Below are 24,048 nucleotides of genomic sequence, written 5' to 3' on the forward strand. Positions count from 1 at the left end.
ATCAGCAGAATTGCCAATACCAAGCGCAACAGTATTTTCCTTAATTTTTTGATAGGGCTTTATGTTTTACCTTTGCTCGACCAATTTTTGTTCCAAAACCCGTGGCTACAGAAAAAAAATACATCCTTGCCATAGAATCTTCATGTGATGACACTTCGGCGGCCGTACTTTGCAACACCGAAGTGCTTAGCAATGTGGTAGCAACTCAGGAAATCCACAAGCAATATGGAGGTGTTGTCCCAGAATTGGCATCAAGGGCGCATCAGCAAAATATTGTTCCGGTGGTTCACCAGGCCTTAGCCAAAGCAAATATCGATAAAAATCAACTATCGGCCATAGCTTTTACACGCGGCCCAGGACTTATGGGTTCATTGTTGGTGGGGACTTCTTTTGCCAAGTCCCTGGCGTTGGGGCTAAACATTCCCCTGATAGAAGTAAATCACATGGAAGCCCATATTTTGGCCCATTTTATTGCCGACGAGGATACCCGAAGACCAGAATTTCCCTTTTTGGCCATGACCATTAGTGGTGGGCATACGCAAATTGTACAGGTAAACCATTATTTTGATATGAAGGTTCTCGGGGAAACCCTGGATGATGCTGTTGGGGAAGCCTTCGATAAAAGTGCCAAACTTATGGGATTGCCCTACCCGGGCGGACCTTTGGTGGATAAATACGCAAAAGAAGGAAATCCCAAAGCCTTTCCCTTTCCCAAACCAAAGGTGGATGGACTCAACTTCAGCTTTAGCGGATTAAAAACGAGCATTCTCTACTTTTTACAACGGGAGACCCAAAAAAATCCTGAGTTCGTGCAGGAAAACATCAAGGATATTTGCGCTTCGGTACAGCACACCATCTTGGAAATATTGATGGGCAAGTTAAAGTTGGCTGTAAAACAAACCGGGATAAAGCAAGTTGCCATTGGGGGTGGTGTAGCAGCCAATTCCGGTATTAGGGCTAGGCTTAAAGGGGCCGAGGAAACCCTGGGATGGAAAACCTATATTCCAAAATTTGCTTACTGTACCGACAATGCCGCCATGATAGGAATTGTAGGTTACTTAAAATTTCTGGAGGGCAGGTTTACGGACCAAAGTGTAGCGGCCAAAGCGAGATACGCAATCGGTAGTTGATTTTCAATTAGTCATTAGCAATGTTTAATGTTCAATTTTGAATGTTGGGTGTTGGATGCCAGATGTTCCGGGATGGATTTCAGAAGTCAGTAGACAGAATTTTTGTGTTTGAGCTTGAGATTGAACTTATCTGAGTTAATCTATAGTCTTTAGGAAAATAGTCATTGATTACTGATAATTGTTCATTGTTTATTGGCAAAAAGAAAAGCCCCAGAAACAAAATTCCAGGGCCATTTTGGTAGGTTTGAAAAACTAGTTGTTATTGTTAGGTGTGGAGCGGGTATAGGAGAATGCTCCACCCGGCATTTCAAATCCTGTATCCCACGAGTTAAATGTTAGAATAAGATAAATATTATCTTTAACAAGCCATAAGGCTAATTTTTTTCCTTCTAATCTGTTGAAGCTCTTAGCTACTGCTATGTTTAGGCTTTTTTCCAATGTAAAATCATCAATAACCCCAGTAATTATGTCTTTGTCATACTCTAGCAAATTAATCATACTAAATATGTTATTAAAACTATAAAAATTGGATTTGATACCAGGAATTCCATAAAATTTAAAATTTTCCCAAGCGGTATTGTCATAATTTCCTTCTCCAGGGTCTAATATTGCCCACCTAACTCTTTGTGTCCCTCCTTGTAGATGACCTTCTGTTAAATCTTGATTAATCGCATAATCCAAATCTCCCCAGAATATGGCATCGATGTCTGATGATTCCAAAGATTCGACATGTACTGCATCCTCTCCAAAAGTTTCCTGCCACCATTGGTAATTGTAAATAGGCCCATCATTTTGGCGCGTAATTGCAACATTTTCTGTTAGTATGTCTTGATTATCAGGATCAGTCCAATCTGCATTGGCCTCCTTTTCGAAATCAAAATCAGGGCCATCCCAAATGGTAGGAGGTGTTTCCTCCGTTCCATCACAGTCAGAGTCTATCCCATCATAGGGGTCTTCATCTGCTCCAGGATGGATGTTATTGTCCGAATCATTGCAATCACCACTAATCAACACATAGTCCTTGGGGATATCACAAGAAGTGGCATCCGTGGAGACCTCCAGGCTGCCGTAACCATCTCCATCAAGGTCTTGGTATGCTGTGGTTTCATCTTGGTTTTTGTTGGCATCGGAATCATCGCAATCTGTATTGTCCGCTACATAACCATCTGGAATTGCAACATTAGGGCATTGTTTAATAGTGTTGTTTGGATCACCATAGTCATCCCCATCCTCATCAGCATAGTATGTTATTTTATCGGCTTCGGTACATTGTTCTGTGGGTTCATCATCGACTTTGTCATCATCTTTCCCACAGGAGCTATATGTAAATAGCAACAGGGTAAGGATAGCAAGAGCCAAAAATGAAGAAATCTGTTTTATTTTTTTCGATTTTCTCATAACACATAGAATTTAAATTGGAACATGAATATTTTATTTTCAAACAAAGTATTGCTGTTCCCATATTTAATTAGTTCCAAATTGACGAATGCCCATTTTGAATTGACGGATATGGGATTAGATTTGAGATTTGAGATGCTAGACATAAGATTTTCAAAACTGGATATCAGAGGTCTGAAGTCTGAACTATTGTGTTTGAACTTGAACTTGAGCTTGAGCTTGAGCTTGAACCTGGCAATTTTTAATTCTCAATTTTTAAATGTTGAATGGGAAATGAATTGAACATTTAAAATTTAAAACTCAAAATCAAACCTTCGACTTTAGGCTTTGGACTTTCAACTTCCAACCTTTAACTTTACTCCATGGCTTATAACGAAGCACTGGCAGAGCGAATTCGAGCGGCAATAAAACTTTTCCCAGAAACTTTTACCGAAAAGAAGATGTTTGGGGGCATTGCTTTTTTACATGGCGGAAAAATGACCGTGGGACCGGTTAAGGACGATTTGATGGTACGGGTAATCTCCCCAAAAATGGAAGCTACATTGCAGCAGGATTTTGTAAGGCCAATGGATTTTACAGGCAAACCCATGAAGGAATTCATCTTTGTGTCCCCAGAGGGTTTTAAAACTGAAGAGCAACTACAAGGCTGGATTGAATTGGGATTGGAACACGCCAAAAGTAAATTGTAATCCATGCAGCTATTCTACAACCCCTCTTTGGACAACAGTTTTAAACAGTTCTTTTTTAGCCCAGAAGAAAGCAAGCACATTGCCAAAGTACTTCGTAAGAAAGAAGGCGACATTCTTCAGATCACCAATGGGAATGGGTATTTGTACGAGGCCGAAATCCTGATTGCGGACCCCCGTAAATGCAAAGCACAGATTGTTTCGGAAAAGAAAAGTGTGCCCAAACGCTATAGACTACATTTGGCCGTTGCACCAACCAAAATGAACGACCGCTACGAATGGTTTTTGGAAAAGGCTGCAGAAATCGGAGTGGACGAGATCACCCCCATTATTTGCGATCGGTCCGAACGCAAGGTAATCAAACAGGATCGGATGGAGCGAGTGCTCCAATCGGCCATGAAACAATCCCTTCAGACATTTCTACCCAAATTAAATCCGGCCATTTCATATAAAAAGTACATGGAGCAGCAGTTTGGGGGCCTCACCTTTATTGCCCATTGTGACGAGGGTGAAAAAATGGAATTAAAACGAAGAGTGGCCGCAGATAAGGATGTCACTATTCTAATTGGTCCGGAAGGGGATTTTACCCAGAATGAAATCCTTCTGGCCCGTGATAAAGGGTTCGTTCCTGTTTCCCTTGGCAATAATCGGCTACGTACCGAAACGGCCGCTATTGTGGCTTGCACCACAGTGGCCATTATCAATAATTAGTACAAAGGTTCTTTGTCTGCGGCGGTAATGTCCATATTATCAGCTTCCACTATGGCCATTACGCTCATTTTATCCGAAGACACAACCACGGGCGGTTTGGGAAGGGTGGCCCTTCCGTTTTTTACTTCCAACGGAATGTACTTTTCGGAAATTACAATATTGCTATTCTTGAGCGCCCTATTTCTGTTTTCTCCTCTTTTGACTTGGGTTGTACGTTCTTCCAACACCAGCACAACCCGAAGCTTTTTATCCTCAATCTGTCCAGAAACGGCATAATCAAATTTTACTTCGGACGTAGTGGATTGCACATTCTTGAGCCTAACTTTATTGGAAGGATTTTCTGCTGCATATTTATTGATACTGGCATATAGTTTAAGGGCATCGGAACCAACAAAATGTTCCCTTCCATTCACCACCAACTGGGGTGTATAATCCGTGTAGTGGTTAAACTTCTTGGTATAACTGCTCTGCTTATCTGTATACTCCGCTTTGCTAAATGGGTCTTCCCATCCTATATAATTCCAATAATCCACATGGTAGGAAAGTGCAAAAACCTCATCGGGGAACTGGGTCTTGACCTTGTCCAAAAGCCAATCCGCGGGGGGACAACTCGAACATCCTTGGGAAGTGAAAAGTTCCAAAACCACTATGGGCTCATAGACCATGCTATCCACCCTATCCTCCACCACGGGAACGATTTCCATGCTGTCTGCTTGGTACAAAGTCGCCAAAGACATGCCCAAAAAGGCCATGGAAGAAATTATGATTTTTTTAATCATGAATACTGTACATTTGGTCCATAGGTTAATCGGAGGATTATGAAACTACTTACGGCCCGCTTGCTCTTTTTAACTTTTTTTATGACGGCCATGTGCTATGCCCAGGACATTGCCGTACTAAAATATGGAGGGGGTGGCGATTGGTATTCCAACCCTACTGCCCTACCCAATTTAATTGCTTTTTGCAATTCGAACATTGGGACCAAGATGGGTTCCGAACCCCAAACGGTTGAGGCAGGTAGTATATCCATTTTCCAATATCCCTATATTCATATGACGGGGCACGGCAATGTATTCTTCACACAGGAGGAAGCAGAGAACTTGCGGACTTATTTACTGGCAGGTGGTTTTTTGCATGTGGATGATAACTATGGCATGGAGCCATATTTGGTACGGGAATTAAAAAAGGTGTTTCCAGAAAAACAATTGCAAGAGCTCGGGGCGGACCATCCTTTGTTTGATCAAAAGTTTAAGTTTCCGGAAGGATTGCCAAAGGTACATGAGCACGACGGAAAAAGGCCGCAGGCCCTGGGCATCTTTGATCAAGGTAGATTACTGCTGTTGTTTACCTTTGAAAGCGACCTCGGGGATGGCTGGGAGGATCCATCCGTACATAACGACCCGGAAGATGTTAGGTTAAAAGCCCTGCAAATGGGATCCAACATCATAGAATACGTATTTAAAAGCTAAGCGAATGACTTCGAAAACCATTGCAAACGGAATTTTAAGGGCAGTTGCCATAATCGTAGGTGTAGTATTGATTGCCTATCTGTTATTGAAAATACAATCGGTTCTGGCCTATTTGGCCATTGCAGCGGTAATCGCATTATTAGGGAGGCCCGTTGTCCTGTTCCTCAGAAGAAAACTCAAGTTCCCCAATACCCTGGCGGTAATTGCAACCATGGTTTTTATGTTGGCGATATTTCTAGGGATCTTGGCCTTGTTCATCCCTTTGATCAACGAGCAAAGTAAAAACCTCTCCTTGTTGGATATTGATTCTTTAAAAGCGGATGTTAACACTTTATACCTCCAAATTTTGGAATACTTCGGTGCCACTACGGATAGTGTTAGCCATTTGATAGAAGATTCAGATTTGGAGAAAAATGTGCTCGAAGGTTTGGATCTTGGGTTTATTCCAAACGTACTCAATTCTTTTATGAATGCTTTGAGCAGTTTTAGCATTGGACTTTTCTCGGTACTCTTTATCTCATTCTTCTTTTTAAAGGATAGCAAACTTTTTCAGAATGGGATGTTGACCTTTGTTCCGGATGATAAGGAAAGTAACTTGGTAAAATCCGTTGACAAAATCAACAATTTATTGTCCAGATACTTCGCAGGTATCCTTTTACAATTGTTCATCCTTTTTGTGATTTACACCGTCGCCTTATTAATTGTCGGCGTGGAAAATGCCATAGTAATCGCTTTCCTTTGTGCGCTGTTCAACATCATTCCATACATAGGTCCGATCATCGGAGGAGCCATTATGCTAACGCTTACAATGACCAGTTTTTTAGGAGCAGATTTCAGTACCGTTATTCTACCCAAAGCACTCTATGTTTTAATCGGTTTGGTGATTGGCCAATTGATAGATAATTTCTTTTCCCAACCCTTTATTTTTTCCACAAGCGTGAAATCCCATCCCTTGGAAATCTTCTTGGTCATCATTATTGCCGGACTACTTTTTGGGGTCGTTGGGATGGTGGTCGCGGTGCCGGGATATACCGCAATCAAGGTTATTTTAAAGGAGTTTTTGGCTGAAAACGATGTGGTGAAAAAGCTTACAAAAAACTTATAGTATCAGTTTGAATAAATTGATATTAAATACTGGTGTTCAAGGATTTATAGAAAAAAATTGGAATACTGACATCGTGTCAGTTTTGCTTAAGAAACCTCTTTTTGAGGGCATTTCGCAAAAAGAGCTGGTTGCTCAGCTTGAGACCAAAAAGAAATGCCATAAAAAACTACCTTCCTGGTTTAACACTCCCAACATTTACTACCCCAACAAACTGAATATAGAACAGACCAGTTCGGAACGGACCGCTGCCTACAAAGCGGGTCTTATGCATGGAAAAAGGTTGTTGGACCTAACAGGTGGATTGGGAGTGGACTGCTATTATTTTGCGAAAAAAATGGAGACTGTTTTCCATTGCGAAATGGACTCAAATCTGAGCGAAATTGCCAACCATAATTTTCAGGTTTTGGGGCAAAACAATATTCACTGTATTGCTGGAAATGGGTTGGAGATTTTGGTAAGTATCCACGAAAAGTTCGATTGGGTTTTTGTCGACCCATCCCGAAGGGATGATGTAAAAGGAAGAGTCTTTTTACTGAAGGATTGTTTGCCGAATATTCCCGAGGCGCTTTCCATGATTTTTCAGAAAACTTCCAAAGTCTTAATCAAAACTTCTCCCCTACTTGATATCACCCAGGGGATAGCAGAACTAAAATTCGTAAAAGAAATTCATGTGGTCGCTGTTCAAAACGAAGTAAAGGAACTCCTGTATTTTTTGGAACATGGGTATTCGGGAGAGGTACAAATAAAAACCGTAAACCTACTTCAAGATCGGGAAGTTGCTTTCAATTTCACCTTTTCGGATGAACAACAAACCGCAGTTCAGTTTGGCAAACCTGAAGCATATTTATACGAACCCAATGCGGCGGTTTTAAAATCGGGTGGCTTCAAATCTGTAGCAGCTTCTTTTGGGCTTAAAAAATTGCACCAACATTCTCATCTTTACACCACTGATAAACAAATAGATTTTCCGGGCAGGGCTTTTAAAATTGAGCGGGTTTTGCCCTATTCCAAAAAGGAATTAAAATCCTTATCCCTAAAAAAAGCCAATATAACCACGCGGAACTTTCCGCTAACGGTTGCAGCCTTGCGTAAAACGCATAAAATCAAGGATGGCGGAGATTCCTATCTTTTCTTTACAAGAACGGAAAATGATCAATTGATAGTTTTGGATTGCACCAAGCTTTCTTAAACCCTATTGGGAATCCATCCAAGTGAGAAAGAGCTCCAACCAATTATGGAGAAGTGGATGTTCCAATCCTAAGGCAAACCCATGACCTCCGCTGGGAAAAATGTGCATGGTTGCCGGAACCTTGTGGTTCCTGAGGGCTCTGTAAAAATCCAAACTGTTTTCCACTACAACAGCTTCATCGTCCGTAGCGTGAAGCAAAAAGGTGGGTGGGGTATTTTCATCCACTTGCTTTTCATTTGAAAATCGCTCCAAAAGGTCAGTTGAAGGTTCCTCCCCCAACAATGCACTTTTGGAACCTTGATGCGTGGCAATGCTGTCCATGGAAATTACCGGATAGATCAAGGCCATAAAATCGGGCCGTGCACCAAGGTCATCAGCCTCATCTTGTCGTTCGTACGTTGTTTCATCAAAATGGGTCCCTAAGGTAGAGGCAAAATGGCCACCAGCGGAAAATCCCATAATTCCGATTTTATTCGGGTTAATTTTCCATTTGGGTGCCATCTTTCTTACCAAACGAATAGCCCGTTGGGCATCTTGCAAGGGAACCTCGTGCCTGTTTTTTACGATTGACTTGGAATTGGGGAGGCGGTAACGTACAACTATTCCCACAATTCCCTTGGCATTAAAAGCCTTGGCAAAATCCACTCCTTCCCAATTATAGGCCAAACCTTGATACCCGCCACCAGGAAATAGCAGAACCGCCCTGCCAGAATTGTTACGAGCCGCAGGAAGATAGACCTCAATGGAAGGGTTCTGTACATTTCGTACCCAGCGAATGTCCTCCATTCTATCGGATTCTTTCTCGCCTATATCCACTTGATTTGGTACTTTATTGGGCCATAGCGGGATAATGGTGTCCTGTGCGGTCATTGGGTTGAGGGTTATAAAACAAATTAGTAAAACGAAAGGGATTTTAGCCATACCAAGAATTCTTATGATTTGTCACATTTCCATTTAAAATTGGCCACCTTGTCATTGGACCCGGCCGATAGGTTGTAGTGCCACCATTCCGTTCGGATGGACCAAAACCCATGGGCTTCCATGGTCTCCTTCAGCAGTTTCCTGTTATCCAAGATGTGTTGGGGCAATTCAGTATTATCGTGATAGGCCCTTTTTCCAAAGAAATCGAAATCGGTGCCCATATCCAATTCCTTGCCATCCATATCTACCAAAGTTATGTCCACCGCACCTCCTTTATTATGAATTGATCCCTTAACAGGGTCTGCCACATACTGTGGATTGGGAACAATTTTCCACATTTTGTATTGGACACTATTGGGTCTATAACAGTCAAAAAACTTGATTTTCACACCCTGTTTCATAAAATCCTGGTTTGCCTTTATAATAGCCTTGGCAGTCTTTACCCGGGTATAGCATTCTGCACAATCGTATACCTTCGCCTTTAAGAAATTGTTCTCGGTTGCATAGCGCATATCATAGACAAAATCGGAACTAAAATCCGCGAGACGGACAAAGGTGGTATCTGCCAAACCTTCAAAGGACTTTAATTGGACTTCGGGAGGTTCCGCCACGACGGAATCAATAACCTTCTCCACAAGCGCCTCGGTTTCCCCCAGGGTTTGGACAGGCGTTTCTTTGTTGTTTTTGCAGGCAATCGCACACAGCACTAACACTACAAGTTTTTTCATTTTTTGCGTTTTTGGTTGGCGAACCAAGTATATAAGGAGTCCGTGGTATACGCCCGCTCCCAGGAATTGTGTCCAACATTCGGATATCGGGTATACCGCACTTGATAGTTCATTTTTTTAAGTTTTTCAACCATTTTATCCGACTCATCTACCGAAACCACTTCATCCTCTTCCCCGTGAAACACCCAAATAGGCATTTTTTTATCTATCCAGTGTGCATAAGGCAAAGGTGTCATTCCGCAGACCACGGCCAAGGCAGCAAACTTATCAGGATACTGGGTGGCCAGCTCCCAAGCAGCACTTCCCCCACGGCTCAACCCCGTTAAATAGATTCTGTTCGGGTCAACCCTATTTGTTGCCGTCACGGAATCCAACAATTGCATAATGGCCTGGGTATTCCACCATTTTTTCTTGTGCGGATTTTGTGGGGCCAGGACCAAAAAAGGAAATTGTTTTCCTTCCACCAGAAGTTTGGGAGGGCCATTTTGTTTGATTTCATCCAAATTTCCTCCTGATTCCCCACCCCCGTGCAAAAAAAGCAAGAGCCCAAAATCTTCCTCTTCCATTACTTCGTAATTTTCCGGATAGTACAGATAAAATCTCAGGTTTTCACGGGTGACGGTGTTCACACTGTCCTCTACAATCTGGGTTTGCGCAGCACAATTTTGCAGGAGAAGCAAGCTGCCCAACAGGATACAATAGCGCCAAGTTCTTGGGATTTGCATACCCCACAAGTTACAAAAGTTTATTTGCGATTTCCTCCCAATTATTTACCCGTTCAAACCCATTGGTGTTTACATTGTGTGGAGAAGTGTACATAAGGGAACGACCGTCGAAATTTTCAAGGTTATACGCCCTATCGTCGATAAGGATATCTCCCTTTAAAATATACTTATGTCCACATAAAATTCGCCGTTGCCAAGGAATAAATGGGAAGTATTGATCCAACCAATCGGACTTTTCCTTTAAAGAATTCGGAAACTGCATGGCTGCCGAAGCGATATACAGCTCGTATTTTTTATCCAATTCTGACATTACCTCCCGACTCCCTTCTATGACTTTTAAATCCCGAAAGAAACCCACCTGCCAAGCATGTTGTTTCATGGAAGCAGCGTGTTCTTCTGGTACACAATCCCATGCCTCCTTGCCTTGGCATTGCGCAAGGTCAAGTGCTATTCCAAACTCTTCTTCATACAATTCCAAATGGGCCAAATAGGTGTCGGCCAACACCTCATCCATATCAACAAAAATCGTCATCACGAAAAAATTAGTCTCGAAGGAAATAAAAAATGGGCAGTCGACAAATAGTTTTGAACATTATGATGATAAATTAACCCTAGCTGAAATCCTGCTCAGCTCGTCAAACCCTTTCATTGGATCAATTTGATGCTATGCTGTTGGAGCATCATAGCCAGTCTTCAGTTTCTTGGTCGATTCCCGTTCAATAAGCGTTGTTTTCACCAGTTTGGTGGTAAAGGGCATCCGGCCTTCGTATTCAATACGGTCAATTAGAATGTTTGCGGCCAATTCGCCAATATATTGGCCATGTTGACTGACCATGGTTAGCGCTGGGGTTACGTATTTGGACAGTCTTCCATTGGTGAACCCGACTATGGATATTTGATTTGGGACCTCCACCCCCTTCATTTTAAGAATATTTAGGGTGTCTACGGCGGTCATTTCATCCAAAGCAATAATGCCATCTATTTCTTTATCCGCAATTAGTAGGGAAATCAATACTTCCAGGTCGTCCTGCTTGCCCACCTTCACAATACATTGGTCATTAAATTCTTGTGCTGCTTCCTCCAGGGCCTTTTTATAGCCCTTCACCCTGAGCTTTCCCACACTTGAATTAAAAATTGCAGAGACAATGGCTATTTTCTTGCATCCTGTGCCCAGCAAATATTTGGTGGTTTTATAGCCGGCTTCAAAATCATCCACAACTACCTTGTCACAATCAATTTTGTTGGTCACCCTATCGAAGAGCACCATCGGGATTCGGTTTTTGATAAGATTTTTTAGATGCCCCATACTGTCCTTGGCCTGTGTTTCTTCAGAAAGGGACAAAATAAGCCCATCCACAATGCCCGACCCCAACAATTCCACCGTTTGAATTTCTTTTTTATAGGATTCATCCGAAATACAACTTATTATGGAATACCCTCTGGAATTTGCAGTTTTTTCTATGCCATAAAATACTTGGGTAAAGAAGTAATTCAGGATGTTGGGTACGATGACCCCTATAGCCTTGGTTCTTTTATTAAGCAGGTTTAGGGCAATCCGGTTGGGTCTGTAATTTCGTTCTTCTGCAAAGGCCTGTACTTTTAATTTTAAAGCCTCACTGATCTCTGGGCTATCCTTCAAGGCTTTGGAAACCGTGGATATTGAAACCCCAAAATGGGAAGCAATATCTTTTAAGGTCAATTTTTTCATCTTGAAGGTTTTCTGTTTCACTCGGTTCTATCCTGTAAAATACGACAGCACAAATACAACAACCGCAACCAAAACTAGAGAAAGCACTATGTCCACTGCAGATATACTATCCCTATTCTGTTGCCTGTCCTCATCTGTCAACGTACCAAGTGTGAGTCCCTTGATCAGGGTATAGTCCGGTGGATTTGTCGCCAAACTGACCCCAATACAGATAAACATCGAAAAAACAAACATAAAAATGGCCATATGGGCAAAATTTATGGTTGCGAACGACAGCAATGCGCCCGATAAATCGGCTTGATAGATTTCTGCGAGGATGCGCAGCGCAGCTACGACCAATCCACTGAAAAGGGTAACAATGGCCGCTTTGGAGTTCACTCTCTTCCAGATAATTCCCAAAAGGAAAACCGCAGTTATGGGCGGGGCAATATATGATTGTACGCTCTGCAAGTATTGATATAAAACCCCACCTCCGATTTTATTCATAATGGGAATCCAGATAATCCCTAACAACACCACTATGGAGGTTGCTATTTTTCCGATACGAAGCAGTTTCTTCTCTTCGGTAAGCGGTTTCAATTTTTTGTAGATATCGATTGTAAAGATGGTGGAGCATGAATTAAATACAGATGCCAACGAACTCATCAGGGCAGCCATTAAACCTCCTGCCACCAGGCCTTTCAGTCCTACGGGCAATAAGGTCTTGACCAAAACAGGGAATACCTCATCGCTTTTTTCATAGGTAATCACTCCTTGCTGTGCTAATGCGAATGCAATAATACCGGGAATCAAGAAAATGAAAATGGGCAGTAGTTTTAAATAGGCCCCAAATATGGCCCCGCGCCGACCTATTTTAATATTATTCGCAGCCAGTGTCCGCTGTACAATATATTGGTCCGTACACCAATACCAAATTCCTACTATGGTCCCACCAATCAGCATTCCGGTCCATGGGAAATCTGGATCTGAGATGGGGCGCCACATATTAAAATGTTGACTTCCAGCTACCTCTCGTAGCTGCTCCCATCCCCCCACTTGCTGAAGGCCCAAATAGGTAATGATCACTGAGCCGGCAATCAGGATAACGGTTTGCAGGGTTTCGGTGTAAATAACGGCTTTCATTCCGCCTATTATGGTATAGGCTCCTGTAAATACAACAATGCCAATAGCTCCATACCAAAATGGGATGCCCAAGAGTTCGGAAACCACAATGCCCCCAGCATAAATCGTTACGGAAACCTTGGTAATTACATATCCAACCAAGGAGAACACGGACAGGAACCACCGGGAACGGCTATCGAACCGTTTCTCAAGAAATTCCGGCATGGTAAAGGCCCTACTTCTAAAATAAAAAGGTAAAAACAGCCATCCCAAGAGAAGTACAATCCAAGCATGGAGCTCGTAATGCGCCATGGGCATTCCGGACTCAGCTCCTGTTCCGGCCAGACCCACTACATGTTCTGAACCAATATTGGAGGCAAAAATAGAGGCACCGATCACGAACCAACCCACATTTCTTCCAGCAAGAAAATAATCTTCCGTGTTCTTATTCTTTTGCAGCACCACCCAAACGGCCACGGCAATTAAAGCTGCCAAATAGCCTCCCAGTACCCACCAGTCGGCGGTTTCCAATATTGATTCCATTTATTCCTTAGCTGTATTGGTTTATAATGTTTTCGTAGAGCTCTTGCTTACCGCTTATTTGTTCCGGTTCGCCATGGGTATTGGCATGCTCATATAAATCATTCAAAGAAAGTTTACCTGCCACAAATTCGGCTCCTTTTCCTGATTTAAAGGAACCATATCTCTTGTCCAATAACGATTCGTAAGACGATTTTTGAAGCACCTCATCGGCCAGCAACAGGGCTCGCGCAAAAGTGTCCGCACCACCGATATGAGCCAAGAAAATATCTTCCAAATCCGTGGAGTTCCTACGGGTTTTGGCATCAAAATTCACACCTCCTCCTTGCAAACCGCCAGCTTTTAAGAAGACCAACATGGCCTCAGCAGTTTCCAATACGTTGTTCGGGAATTGGTCAGTATCCCACCCGTTTTGATAATCGCCACGATTTGCATCAATGCTTCCCAACATTCCTGCATTAGCGGCAACCTGTAGCTCATGTTGGAAGGTATGCTGCGCCAAGGTGGCATGGTTCACCTCGATATTCAATTTAAAATCGTTTTCCAAGCCATATTCCCGAATGGTGTTGATGGACGTTGCGCAGTCAAAGTCATACTGATGCTTGGTAGGTTCCATGGGCTTCGGCTCTATGAAAAACGTGCCCTTAAACCCTTGGCTCCTTGCATAATCCTTGGCCATGTTCAGGAACCTTCCAATATTATCCTGCTCCAGTTTCATATTGGTATTCAGTAGGGACATATAGCCTTCCCTTCCTCCCCAGAACACATAATTTTCCCCATTGAGGGCGATTGTAGCATCCAAGGCAATCTTAACCTGGGCACCTGCTCGTGCCACTACGTCAAAATTAGGGTTGGAGGCCGCACCGTTCATATATCTCGGGTTGGAGAAACAATTGGAGGTGCCCCAAAGCAACTTAACCCCGGAAGCCTCTTGCTTTTGTTTTAAGTACTCCACTATTTCGTGGATTCTTTTCTCGGATTCGGCCAATGAATCTGCCTCGTCGACCAAATCAAAATCGTGAAAACAGTAGTAATCAAATCCCATTTTGGTGACGAATTCGAAAGCCGCATCGGCTTTATCCTTCGCTGCCTGTATGGCATCAGAACTCACCGCCCAAGGAAAATTTTTTGTGCCTGGGCCAAAGGGATCCCCGCCGGTTCCGCAGAGGGTATGCCAATAGGCCATAGCAAACTTAAAATGTTCCCGCATGGTCTTTCCGGCCACTTTTTGTTCCGGGTTATAGAATTTGTAAGCCAAGGGATTGTCCGATTCCCTTCCTTCGTATTTGATTTCGCCAATTCCTTTAAAATATTCTTTGTCGCCTATGAGTGCCATTCCCTCTTAATTTTTAATGATTAATTCCAATTCTTTTTTCCAGTTATTGTATGCTGTTTGATAGATTTCCTTGTCTTTAAAGGGCATGAATGTCATCACGTGATCATTCTTCATAAAGTCTGAAAAACCATCATATCCTTCTTCGGCTATAGCGCAGGCCCGTGCAGCCCCAATAGCCCCTGTAGTATTGTAGATCTCAATTTCCTGTTGTATCAAGGTTGCAATGGTATTTGCAAAAATTTCGGAGCGGAAAAGATTATCGTTTCCGGCCCTGATCACCTTAGCTTCCAACCCATCATTTTTCATGATTTCCATTCCATAAACAAAAGAAAAGGCAATGCCTTCCAAAGTTGCCCGGCATACATGGGCTTTGGAATGGCGGTTTAAATTTAAGTTGACTATGCGGGTACCTATTTCCTGGTTCATGAGCATACGTTCGGCACCATTTCCGAAGGGGATAACGCAAAGTCCATCCGAACCGATTTCAACTTCGTTGGCCAAACGGTTCATTTCTTCATACGAGGCAACATCCAAATTGTTCAGCAACCACCGATACTGTATTCCAGCCCCATTGATGCAAAGCAGCTTTCCAATTTTTTTGGTTTCCCCTTTCTGATAATTTACATGGGCAAAATTATTAACCCGCGAGCCTTCCTTCATGGAAAGACTATCGGTGACCGCATATACGACACCAGAAGTTCCGCCGGTAGCAGCCACTTCACCAGGTTGAAACACATTTAAGGAAAGAGCATTGTTCGGTTGGTCCCCTGCCCTGTACATGATGGGAGTACCCTCCAAAAGTCCACTTTCCCCAGCACCTTTTGCCGAAACTTTGCTTTGAATGCTGAAGGTGTCCACTATCTCGGGAACCAATGTCTTTGGGAATCCATGGTATTCTAGGATGTCGGAAGAGATTTCATCTTGTTTGAAATCCCAAAACACACCCTCGGAAAGTCCGGATATGGTAGTGTTTATCTGGTTTGAAAACTTATACGCGATGTAATCCCCGGGTAGCATGAATTTGTCGATGCCGTCATAAATCTCCTTCTCGTTGTCCTTGACCCATCGTAATTTGGAAGCGGTAAAGTTGGCGGGGGAGTTCAACAAGTGCGCATCACATTTGTCCTTTCCGATACCGTCATAAGTTTCATTGCCAATTTCAACGGCGCGACTATCGCACCAGATAATCGATTTTCGCAACGGTTTCCCTTGATCGTCCACCACAACCAAACCATGCATCTGATAGGATATTCCAATTGCTTTTATGTTTTGTTTGGAAATATTATGCTTGTTCTTTAGACGTTGGATACCTGTACACACATGCGACCACCAATCTTCTGGTTCCTGCTCGGCCCATCCCTTTTTAACAGCCTGCATGGACATTTCTTCTTCGGGTTGTTGCACTACCGCCACACTCTTGCCACTGGTACTGTTGACCAATGCAATTTTAACGGACGAACTCCCTAAATCAATTCCTAAATAATACATGAAACTTACAGCTTGGGTTTAACCAAATGTAAAAATTGAAATGGGTAAATGGCACCTTTTGCATACAATTGGATGCCCAATGACACGATTAAAGTATCACTCCAAAACAAGAAATTTTATGCAATTAACTGATTATCAATAATATAAATTAATATGGGAATTACGAAACTTTTTCGAAAACCTTTTCGTAGGTTTTCGTAAATCAGAAGGGAAGTAGGCCAGATATTGTAAGATACTCTCCTTGAATCTTCTATAAAAAGAACTCCATTATTTCAATTCAAGCTTTTCGGTGTCCTGGTTTTTTCCACGTATCTTTTCGTACACCTGAAGCATTTCCTGAAGTTTTTCGGGATTGGCTTCTGCAAGATTTTTCGTTTCCCCTATATCTTTCTTTAGGTTATACAACTGCACTTCATTGGCGTTCCCCAATTCTATTTTCACATAGGGATTAAACGCATTTCCTGGATAAGGTGGAATCATAACCCAATCCCCTTTGCGCAAAGCGGTTCGGGTCGAGGCTTCAATTACAAGTTCTTCCCTGCCTTGGGTCTCCTTGCCCAAAAGAACATCGAGGAGTTCTTCGCTATCCTCAACCTTTACATCGCTACCCACAAGGGCAGCCAAAGAAGATACCAAATCCATTTGGCACACGAGGGCATTCGACGTTCCTGGGTTGATTTTCCCTTTCCAATAAGTAAAGAAAGGTACATGTGTTCCCGCTTCAAATAGACTATACTTCCCCCCTCTAAATGGTCCCCAAGGGGTATGGTCACCATTTTTTTCCTCGGCATCATCATAGTAACCGTCGTTGAGTACCGGGCCATTGTCGCTGGTGAACACAATCAGCGTGTTTTCAAGAATCCCTTCAGCTTCCAAGGTTTTGACCAATTCCCCAATGCACCAATCCGCCTCGAATATTACATCTCCCCTAGGGCCCAAACCGGTTTTGCCCACAAAGCGTTCATGCGGGGTTCTAGGCACGTGGGGCTGTTGCAATGCATAGTAAAGAAAGAAAGGATTCTCCTTTTGCGAAACGATATACGCTTGCGCTTCCTTTAAAAAAACGTCCGCCATGTCCTCATCACGCCATTGGGCCTTTTTCCCACCCTTCATAAAACCGATTCTTGGAATTCCATTTACAATGCTATTGTTATGCCCATGGTGCCATTTTAACTTCAACATCTCTGGATTGTCCTTACCTGTAGGCTCCCCTTCAAAGTTTTTGGCGTAATCTATTTCAATTGGGTCGTTGGGATCTAATCCAACTACATCCCCATTTTCTATGTAGACGGTCGGTACCCTATCTTGGGTAGCAGCCATAATGAATGCATGGTCAAAACCTACCTCGTTGGGGCCGGGCCCCACCTTTTGGTTCCAATCTACATTACCACTGCCCAATCCCAAATGCCATTTGCCCACAATACCGGTATGGTACCCGGCTCCTTTTAGCATTTTAGGTAGTGTCATCTGTTCGGTTCCAATAATTAATGGCGCCGTACCCGGTAAAATTTTGGCATTCTTTTCCCGCCATGGATAAGTTCCGGTAAGTAGTGCATATCTACTAGGAGTGCAGGTAGCCGAAGAGGCATACCCGTTTGTAAAGTTCAGTCCCCCGTTTGCCAATTTATCCATGTTTGGGGTTTGTATGGCCGTTCCCCCATTGAAACCTACATCCCCATAACCCAAGTCGTCCAAATAGATAACAATAATGTTGGGTTTTTCCGAAGCTTCGGTAACTTCAGCTGCAGCCTTTTTCTCTTGTTTACAACTGATACATAACAGAATCAATATCAGTAATGGCATTCTTAAAAGACTTGATTTGTACTTAAAGAAAGGGAAGTTCATTGTTTGTGGTTTTGGCTGGTATTTATAATTAGATAATGGCCCATTCATAATTCGAAGACAATATAGTTCATCACAGCTATTGAAACCAATCACTCCGCAGACTTTATTTGTTATAATTGTACCATTCAAACCTAGGTCCGGGTAACCTAGGAAATCTTATAAAACCTTCAGCGGATTTGAGATTTTCAACCCAAAATCGGACAAATAGTGCTCCCACTCCTCTTGTGAGCTAAACTGTCCACTTTTTTTCCAACCGAAACCTGCGTAATAGATTACCTTGCCATCTTTTACATCAAGATGGGCAAAGACATTGTTCAAATCGGCATGATCTCTGACGTACTTTTCATGGCCTGAAAAGATATCTGGGGAAACCACAATACCCATCCCCAGTTCGGAATCGGCATGGGGTTGCCAATAACTCAGCCATCCTTCTTTTTTGTTGACGGATACTGCGCCGTCATTTTCATGAAGACTGAGTCCTGCGGAAATGGTCTCGGTTCCTTGCAGAAATACCTCATATCTGGATAGATTGCTTCCACGGTCCAAACTGATGGTCTTGGATTCCTTTATTCCATTGCCATTGGAGTCCCAATCGCCTATTTCGATATGAAAACTGGTTCGGATGGGCCCAGTAGTAATAGTACGCCATTGCTTGAAATTCTTGGAAGAGTGATAGGTCGTGTCTTTTTTGATGGCCAATCCACCTACGCCACGACTTGCCCCCACATGAAAGTTATCCAACCCCTCTCCATCGTCTTCGTGATAGCTTCCATCAGTGTTCAATTCCTTGTTGTACCATTTGTTGATTATGGGATACTCGACCCGTTTTAACCAGGCGTCGACACCGCTGGTCAAGGTCCCCCCTGCTATACCTTCTTCGGCCATTTTTTGGGCCGTTGGTCCAAAAACCCTAAAAGCTACCCGGTTGTTTTCCCAAGTATAGTCGTCCATTCGCTCTGGCACAAAACGGGAATAGCAGAAAGCCTTGGCCCTAGGGCGGTCGGAATGGTGAATTTGGATCAGTTCAAATTTTCGTTCCGAATTGGGTTCCATTTTAGGTTGGAACAAGAGCACATCGGCATATTGATCCTTATCGGTATCCACTCCTTGGGAAACCATGACTTCCTGGGTCTCCACATCCCGAATTCCATAGTTGTTGAGATTGTCAACACCTAAAAATTCGCTGGTCAACTCTACCGTTTCAAAGCTCCTTGGTAGATCCAAATCGTTCTGGACAACGAACTTAAATCCAGAATCCTTGGGTGCACAAGACGTCACAACCACGCCTATAAGAACAAATAGTTTTTTACACATAATCCTATAATAGATTTATCGAAGTTCGGTTATTTCGGCTTTATCCATATCGGAATAGTCCAGATTTTCACCTGCCATGCCCCAAATAAAAGTATAGTTGGATGTTCCAGACCCGCAATGTATGGACCAAGGTGGAGAAATGACAGCTTGGTGGTTGTGCACCCAGATATGCCTGGTTTCGTTGGGTTGTCCCATAAAATGACAGACCGCTTGGTCCTCTGGCACATCCAAATAAAAATAGATTTCCATGCGTCGGTCGTGCACATGCGCTGGCATGGTGTTCCAAACACTACCAGTTTTTAGGGTGGTCATTCCCATTTGCAATTGGCAAGTGGTCACCACACCGCCTATGATTATTTGGCTCACGGTTCTATGGTTGGCAGTTTCCAAACTTCCTAGTTCGAACTGATTGGCGTCTGCCAAACTTATCTTTTTGGTGGGGTAACTTGTGTGGGCAGGTGCTGAATTAAAATAAAATTTAGCCGGATGTTCTGGGTTCGAACTTTTAAATACAACCAGCTTTTTACCTTGGCCCACATAAAGGGCATCTTTATGGTCCAATTGAAACACTTCTCCGTCCACTTCAATAATGCCGGAATCCCCAACGTTGATAATTCCCAATTCCCTGCGTTGAAGAAAATATTCCGCTTTCAAAGCATCAGCAGTTTCAAGCTTTATAGGCTCAAGGGGGACAACAGAACCTACAAGATATCGGTCGTAATGGGAATAGGTCATCTTGATCTCACCCGCTTGCATTAAGTCGTCAATCAAAAACTCGTCACGCAATTGCGTGGTATCGTATTGCTTAACAGCTTCTGGGCTGGATGCATATCTACTTTCGAAAATTGGATTCATGTTGAAGTGTGTTTAAAGGTAGCGCACAAAACTAGCAAAATTAAGAATACAATCGATTGTATTTTTTTATATATTTAGACCCACGGCCTGGTTCAAGGGCCTGTTTATGCAAAACAATACTATAACCATACACGATATTGCAGCGGCTCTTAAGATTGACAGTTCCACGGTCTCAAGGGCCTTGAACAACAGCCCCAGAGTGACCCAAAAAACCAAGGAGCGTATTTGGGCAAAGGCCGAGGAAATGGGCTACCAACGCAATGTCCTGGCCTCAAATCTTAGAAAAAGTAAGACCAACACCCTAGGCATCATTGTACCCAGGATTTCAAGATATTTCTTTTCCTCCGCAATTGCAGGTATCGAAGAAACCGCCTTTGAAGCGGGTTACAATGTGATCATCTGCCAATCCCTGGAAAAGCTGGAACGAGAAAAAAACTTGATTCAGACCTTGGTTGCAAACCGGGTTGATGGGATCATTATGTCCATTTCCATGGAAACCATGGATTACGACCATTTGGAAGGTGCCAAAAAAAATGGTATTCCTACAGTTTTTTTTGATAGACATTGTGACATTCCTGGCAACAACAATGTACTGCTGGATGATTACAAGGGAAGTTTCGATGCCACGCAGCATCTCATCGCCCAAGGATGCAAGAACATTGCACATTTGGGAGGCCCAAAAAGTTTGTTGCTCTATCAAAATCGATTTAATGGCTATAAGGATGCACTTGTTCAAAATGGCTACCCCTTTCGACAAGAATTGGTCTTTGATTCCAGATTAATGGAAAAGGACGGTGCGGAGGCGGCCCAAAAAATTCTAGGGACCAATACTGAAATTGATGGGATATTTTCAGCTAACGATGTTGCTGCCATTGGGGCCATGCAATACTTAAAAGGTAGAAATGTCAAAATTCCGGAGGAAATTGCAGTTACTGGTTTTAGCAATGGTCCAACATCTGCTGTTATAGAACCATCATTGACTACCGTTGATCAATCTGGGGAGAAAATGGGAAAATTGGCTACCGAACTGTTGATCAAACAAATCAACTCAAAACCCAAGACCCTGTCCCCAGAGACCATCATCCTTGAACCCTCCTTAATTGAACGTGAATCGACAAGAAAAAAAATAACCAACCCAACAAAATGAAACACTCCCAACTTTTAACGGTATTCGTACTTTGCAGCTTGGCCGTCTCATGCGGTAAAAAACAAAATTCCATTGATGCCGATGCACTTATTGCCAAAACCGAAAAGCAATTGAACCTCCTGCTTGGGGAAGCGGAAAAAGCCAATCGAATTCCCAGGACCCTTAATGCAGAAAGAGAAATTCATTGGACCATGGAGTCGTTTGACTGGACAGAGGGTTTTTTTCCGGGTAGCTGCTGGTATTTGTACCAACATACCCAGAACGACTTATGGAAAAAGTCTGCGGAAAAGTTTCAGGCGCAGTACGAATCCCATAAATACAGCATAAACAACCACGACCTTGGATTTATTTTCAATTGCTCTTATGGACATGGTTATAAACTTACCCAAAATCCCAGTTTTAAGGAGGTTATGATAACCGCCGCAGACTCACTTATCACAAGGTTCAATCCCGAGGTTGGTTGCATAAAGAGCTGGGATGTTGACCGTGGATGGCAATCCCAACGAGGGTGGAAATTTCCTGTTATTGTGGATAATATGATGAACCTGGAGCTATTGTTCGAGGTTTCAAAACTTACCAACAATTCCAAATATGCAGATATCGCCATTAGGCATGCGAATACCACCCTTAAAAACCACTTCCGAACTGATAACAGTTCCTATCACGTAGTGGATTACGACCCTGAAACTGGTGAAGTACGAAGTAAACAAACGGCACAAGGCCATTCCCATGAAAGTTCATGGGCCCGCGGGCAGGCTTGGGGCCTTTATGGTTTTACCTTGTGTTATCGGTATACCCAAAATCCAGCATATTTGGAGCTTGCTGAGAAAATAGCCCGTTTCATCGTCGAGCATAAAAATCTTCCAGATGACAAAATTCCGTATTGGGATTTTGATGCTCCCAGCATTCCAGAGGAACCCAGGGATGCCTCTGCTGCAGCAATCATGGTTTCTGCTCTGTTGGAACTTGACAGCTATAGCGAACAGTCCTATACATCCACAATTGAACAAATGTTATCTTCGTTGGCCTCCCCTTCCTATACATCTGGTGATGGTGAGAACAAAGGTTTCGTATTGGATCATTCGGTGGGTAGTATTCCACATGGGGCAGAAATTGACGTTCCCTTGAACTATGCAGATTACTATTATTTGGAAGCATTAAGCCGTTATAAAAATCAATATTAAGGTATGGTAAAACGTAACCACATTCATAAAATCTTAATCCGTTCGTTGGCTATTGTCACTACATTAACGATGTTTCTTGCTTGCGATACGAGCGGTGGGATAAGGACAATTAAATTGGCCCACGGCTTGGACGTTAAACATTCCGTACACTTGGCCATGGTGCAAATGGGAGAGGATCTAGACAGCATTTCCAATGGACAAATGCGTTTGGAAATATACCCCAGTCAGCAATTGGGTACCGAACGGCAATGTCTGGAATTGCTCCAACTTGGGGCTTTGGACATGACCAAGGTTTCCGTTGGGGTTCTCGAGAATTTTGCCCCCAAAATGAAGGTGCTTGGACTTCCTTTTATGTTTCGTGACAGGGAACACTCCTTCCAAGTATTGGACGGACCTATTGGACAACAGCTGTTGGACGAAGGCGAAAAATATTGGCTCAAGGGGTTGGGTTACTACGATGCAGGTTCCCGTAGTTTCTATACCAAGGACCGGCCTGTATATAAACCTGAAGATTTGGACGGGCTCAAAATCCGGGTTATGGAAAGTGTTACGGCCATGGAAATGGTGAATGGCCTTGGAGGTGCAGCTACGCCTATTTCTTGGGGAGAGCTTTATACCTCCTTACAACAAGGTGTGGTGGACGGTGCGGAGAACAATCCTCCCAGTTTCTATCTCTCGAGACATTACGAGGTCTGTAAGTACTACTCCCTTGATGAGCATACGGTACTGCCCGATGTGGTTTTAGCAAGCACCCACACCTGGAACAAGCTTAATTCCCAAGAGCAACAATGGCTTAAGCAAGCGGTGGACCTTTCGGTGGTGCACCAAAGAAAGCTTTGGGCCTCATCGGAACAAGAGGCATTGGAAGCCGTGCAAAAAGCGGGCGTAGAAATCATAAAGCCCGATAAAACCTTATTTGCCGAAAAACTTAAATCCAACATGGACAAATACAAGGAGGACGAGACATTTCGCGAGTTAATCATTAAAATCCAGCAAACCCAATAGTTATGGAATTACGCAATAAAGTGGACCTGGTCATAGGCAGGGCCTTGATTATAATCATGGCCATAATGGTCGTTAATGTGCTATGGCAAGTTTTTAGTCGGTATATCTTGGGATCTCCCAGTTCCTTCACGGATGAGCTTGCGCGTTATTTAATGATTTGGCTCGGGGTTTTGGGAGCGGCCTTCGTGGCCGGAAAAAATGGACATGTCGCCATTGACCTTATCCCTTCAAAATTGAATGCGAAATCGCAAAAAACAGTCAAAAAGGTTGTTGCCATTTTAATCATTCTATTCAGCTTAACGGCCTTGGTGATAGGAGGCTCCCGGCTAGTGTACATAACCTATGTGCTTCAACAATATTCCCCAGCCTTGCAACTGCCTTTGGCCATAGTGTATTTGGTGCTTCCCATAAGTGGAATGCTCATCATTTATTATAAAATTCTTGACCTAAAAAACCTATAAGC

23 protein-coding genes are annotated in these 24,048 nt (G+C 43.1%); 10 read left to right on the top strand and 13 right to left on the bottom strand.

Annotated elements, in window-relative coordinates:
* Window positions 1-101: 101 nt before the first annotated feature.
* Window positions 102-1,130 carry a tRNA (adenosine(37)-N6)-threonylcarbamoyltransferase complex transferase subunit TsaD gene (gene tsaD / locus M3P07_RS07215; protein WP_249969223.1) on the top strand — a complete coding sequence of 343 codons (1,029 nt, stop codon included), beginning with the start codon at window positions 102-104 and terminating at the stop codon, window positions 1,128-1,130.
* Window positions 1,131-1,382: 252 nt separating this feature from the next.
* Here the strand turns inward: tsaD and M3P07_RS07220 are convergent, their stop codons facing one another.
* On the bottom strand, window positions 1,383-2,528 hold the full coding sequence (locus tag M3P07_RS07220; protein ID WP_249969224.1) for a putative metal-binding motif-containing protein: 1,146 nt from the start codon (window positions 2,526-2,528) through the stop codon (window positions 1,383-1,385).
* A gap of 362 nt (window positions 2,529-2,890) precedes the next feature.
* Here M3P07_RS07220 and M3P07_RS07225 point away from each other — a divergent pair, with 362 nt between their 5' ends.
* On the top strand, window positions 2,891-3,217 hold the full coding sequence (locus M3P07_RS07225) for a TfoX/Sxy family protein (RefSeq protein ID WP_249969225.1): 327 nt from the start codon (window positions 2,891-2,893) through the stop codon (window positions 3,215-3,217).
* A gap of 3 nt (window positions 3,218-3,220) precedes the next feature.
* On the top strand, window positions 3,221-3,925 hold the full coding sequence (locus tag M3P07_RS07230; RefSeq protein WP_249969226.1) for a 16S rRNA (uracil(1498)-N(3))-methyltransferase: 705 nt from the start codon (window positions 3,221-3,223) through the stop codon (window positions 3,923-3,925).
* Here M3P07_RS07230 and M3P07_RS07235 read toward each other — a convergent pair.
* Complete coding sequence (locus tag M3P07_RS07235; RefSeq protein ID WP_249969227.1) at window positions 3,922-4,704, bottom strand: DUF1223 domain-containing protein; 783 nt, start codon at window positions 4,702-4,704, stop codon at window positions 3,922-3,924. The genes M3P07_RS07230 and M3P07_RS07235 overlap by 4 nt on opposite strands.
* 39 nt (window positions 4,705-4,743) lie before the next feature.
* Here M3P07_RS07235 and M3P07_RS07240 point away from each other — a divergent pair, with 39 nt between their 5' ends.
* The 3 genes from M3P07_RS07240 (at window position 4,744) to M3P07_RS07250 (ending at window position 7,688) form a co-directional block, all read left to right on the top strand.
* The gene (locus M3P07_RS07240) at window positions 4,744-5,394 is read left to right on the top strand and encodes a DUF4159 domain-containing protein (RefSeq protein ID WP_249969228.1); all 651 of its coding nucleotides are present in this window, start codon (window positions 4,744-4,746) and stop codon (window positions 5,392-5,394) included.
* 4 nt (window positions 5,395-5,398) lie between these two features.
* Entirely contained in the window at window positions 5,399-6,499 is a 1,101-nt protein-coding gene (locus tag M3P07_RS07245; protein WP_249969229.1) for an AI-2E family transporter, read from the top strand.
* A 73-nt stretch (window positions 6,500-6,572) separates the two neighbouring features.
* The gene (locus M3P07_RS07250) at window positions 6,573-7,688 is read left to right on the top strand and encodes a class I SAM-dependent methyltransferase (protein ID WP_319946564.1); all 1,116 of its coding nucleotides are present in this window, start codon (window positions 6,573-6,575) and stop codon (window positions 7,686-7,688) included.
* A gap of 3 nt (window positions 7,689-7,691) precedes the next feature.
* On the opposite strand, the gene M3P07_RS07255 is transcribed toward M3P07_RS07250, so the two are convergent.
* The 11 genes from M3P07_RS07255 to kduI form a co-directional block, all read right to left on the bottom strand.
* Window positions 7,692-8,558, bottom strand: coding sequence for an alpha/beta hydrolase (locus tag M3P07_RS07255; protein WP_249969231.1), 867 nt, complete (start codon window positions 8,556-8,558; stop codon window positions 7,692-7,694).
* 62 nt (window positions 8,559-8,620) lie between these two features.
* On the bottom strand, window positions 8,621-9,337 hold the full coding sequence (locus M3P07_RS07260; protein ID WP_249969232.1) for a M15 family metallopeptidase: 717 nt from the start codon (window positions 9,335-9,337) through the stop codon (window positions 8,621-8,623).
* Window positions 9,334-10,062, bottom strand: coding sequence for a carboxylesterase family protein (locus M3P07_RS07265; RefSeq protein ID WP_249969233.1), 729 nt, complete (start codon window positions 10,060-10,062; stop codon window positions 9,334-9,336). The genes M3P07_RS07260 and M3P07_RS07265 overlap by 4 nt, the downstream gene beginning before the upstream one ends.
* Window positions 10,063-10,072: 10 nt before the next feature.
* Window positions 10,073-10,594, bottom strand: a complete 522-nt coding sequence (locus M3P07_RS07270) for a 5' nucleotidase, NT5C type (RefSeq protein ID WP_249969234.1) — start codon at window positions 10,592-10,594, stop codon at window positions 10,073-10,075.
* A gap of 132 nt (window positions 10,595-10,726) precedes the next feature.
* The gene (locus tag M3P07_RS07275; protein ID WP_249969235.1) at window positions 10,727-11,770 is read right to left on the bottom strand and encodes a LacI family DNA-binding transcriptional regulator; all 1,044 of its coding nucleotides are present in this window, start codon (window positions 11,768-11,770) and stop codon (window positions 10,727-10,729) included.
* Window positions 11,771-11,797: 27 nt separating this feature from the next.
* Window positions 11,798-13,414 carry a sodium:solute symporter gene (locus tag M3P07_RS07280; RefSeq protein ID WP_249969236.1) on the bottom strand — a complete coding sequence of 539 codons (1,617 nt, stop codon included), beginning with the start codon at window positions 13,412-13,414 and terminating at the stop codon, window positions 11,798-11,800.
* A gap of 7 nt (window positions 13,415-13,421) precedes the next feature.
* Window positions 13,422-14,747 (bottom strand): xylose isomerase, encoded by a 1,326-nt coding sequence (xylA, locus tag M3P07_RS07285; RefSeq protein ID WP_249969237.1) that lies wholly within the window; start codon window positions 14,745-14,747, stop codon window positions 13,422-13,424.
* A 6-nt stretch (window positions 14,748-14,753) separates the two neighbouring features.
* Window positions 14,754-16,235, bottom strand: a complete 1,482-nt coding sequence (locus tag M3P07_RS07290) for a xylulokinase (RefSeq protein WP_249969238.1) — start codon at window positions 16,233-16,235, stop codon at window positions 14,754-14,756.
* A gap of 267 nt (window positions 16,236-16,502) precedes the next feature.
* The gene (locus M3P07_RS07295; RefSeq protein ID WP_249969239.1) at window positions 16,503-18,080 is read right to left on the bottom strand and encodes a sulfatase family protein; all 1,578 of its coding nucleotides are present in this window, start codon (window positions 18,078-18,080) and stop codon (window positions 16,503-16,505) included.
* A gap of 156 nt (window positions 18,081-18,236) precedes the next feature.
* Complete coding sequence (locus tag M3P07_RS07300) at window positions 18,237-19,394, bottom strand: DUF4861 family protein (RefSeq protein WP_249969240.1); 1,158 nt, start codon at window positions 19,392-19,394, stop codon at window positions 18,237-18,239.
* A gap of 15 nt (window positions 19,395-19,409) precedes the next feature.
* Complete coding sequence (gene kduI, locus M3P07_RS07305; protein ID WP_249969241.1) at window positions 19,410-20,249, bottom strand: 5-dehydro-4-deoxy-D-glucuronate isomerase; 840 nt, start codon at window positions 20,247-20,249, stop codon at window positions 19,410-19,412.
* Between the two features lie 106 nt (window positions 20,250-20,355).
* Here kduI and M3P07_RS07310 point away from each other — a divergent pair, with 106 nt between their 5' ends.
* Genes M3P07_RS07310 through M3P07_RS07325 form a run of 4 tightly spaced genes read left to right on the top strand, consistent with a single transcriptional unit; the run spans window position 20,356 to window position 24,046 of the window.
* Window positions 20,356-21,396 (top strand): LacI family DNA-binding transcriptional regulator, encoded by a 1,041-nt coding sequence (locus M3P07_RS07310; RefSeq protein WP_249969242.1) that lies wholly within the window; start codon window positions 20,356-20,358, stop codon window positions 21,394-21,396.
* On the top strand, window positions 21,393-22,580 hold the full coding sequence (locus tag M3P07_RS07315; RefSeq protein ID WP_249969243.1) for a glycoside hydrolase family 88 protein: 1,188 nt from the start codon (window positions 21,393-21,395) through the stop codon (window positions 22,578-22,580). Before M3P07_RS07310 ends, M3P07_RS07315 begins: the two co-directional genes overlap by 4 nt.
* A gap of 3 nt (window positions 22,581-22,583) precedes the next feature.
* On the top strand, window positions 22,584-23,585 hold the full coding sequence (locus M3P07_RS07320) for a TRAP transporter substrate-binding protein (RefSeq protein ID WP_417952409.1): 1,002 nt from the start codon (window positions 22,584-22,586) through the stop codon (window positions 23,583-23,585).
* 2 nt (window positions 23,586-23,587) lie between these two features.
* Window positions 23,588-24,046, top strand: coding sequence for a TRAP transporter small permease (locus M3P07_RS07325; protein ID WP_249969244.1), 459 nt, complete (start codon window positions 23,588-23,590; stop codon window positions 24,044-24,046).
* The last annotated feature ends 2 nt before the right edge of the window (window positions 24,047-24,048 follow it).

It is taken from the genome of Flagellimonas myxillae, assembly GCF_023502235.1.
Classification (GTDB): Bacteria; Bacteroidota; Bacteroidia; order Flavobacteriales; family Flavobacteriaceae; genus Flagellimonas; species Flagellimonas myxillae.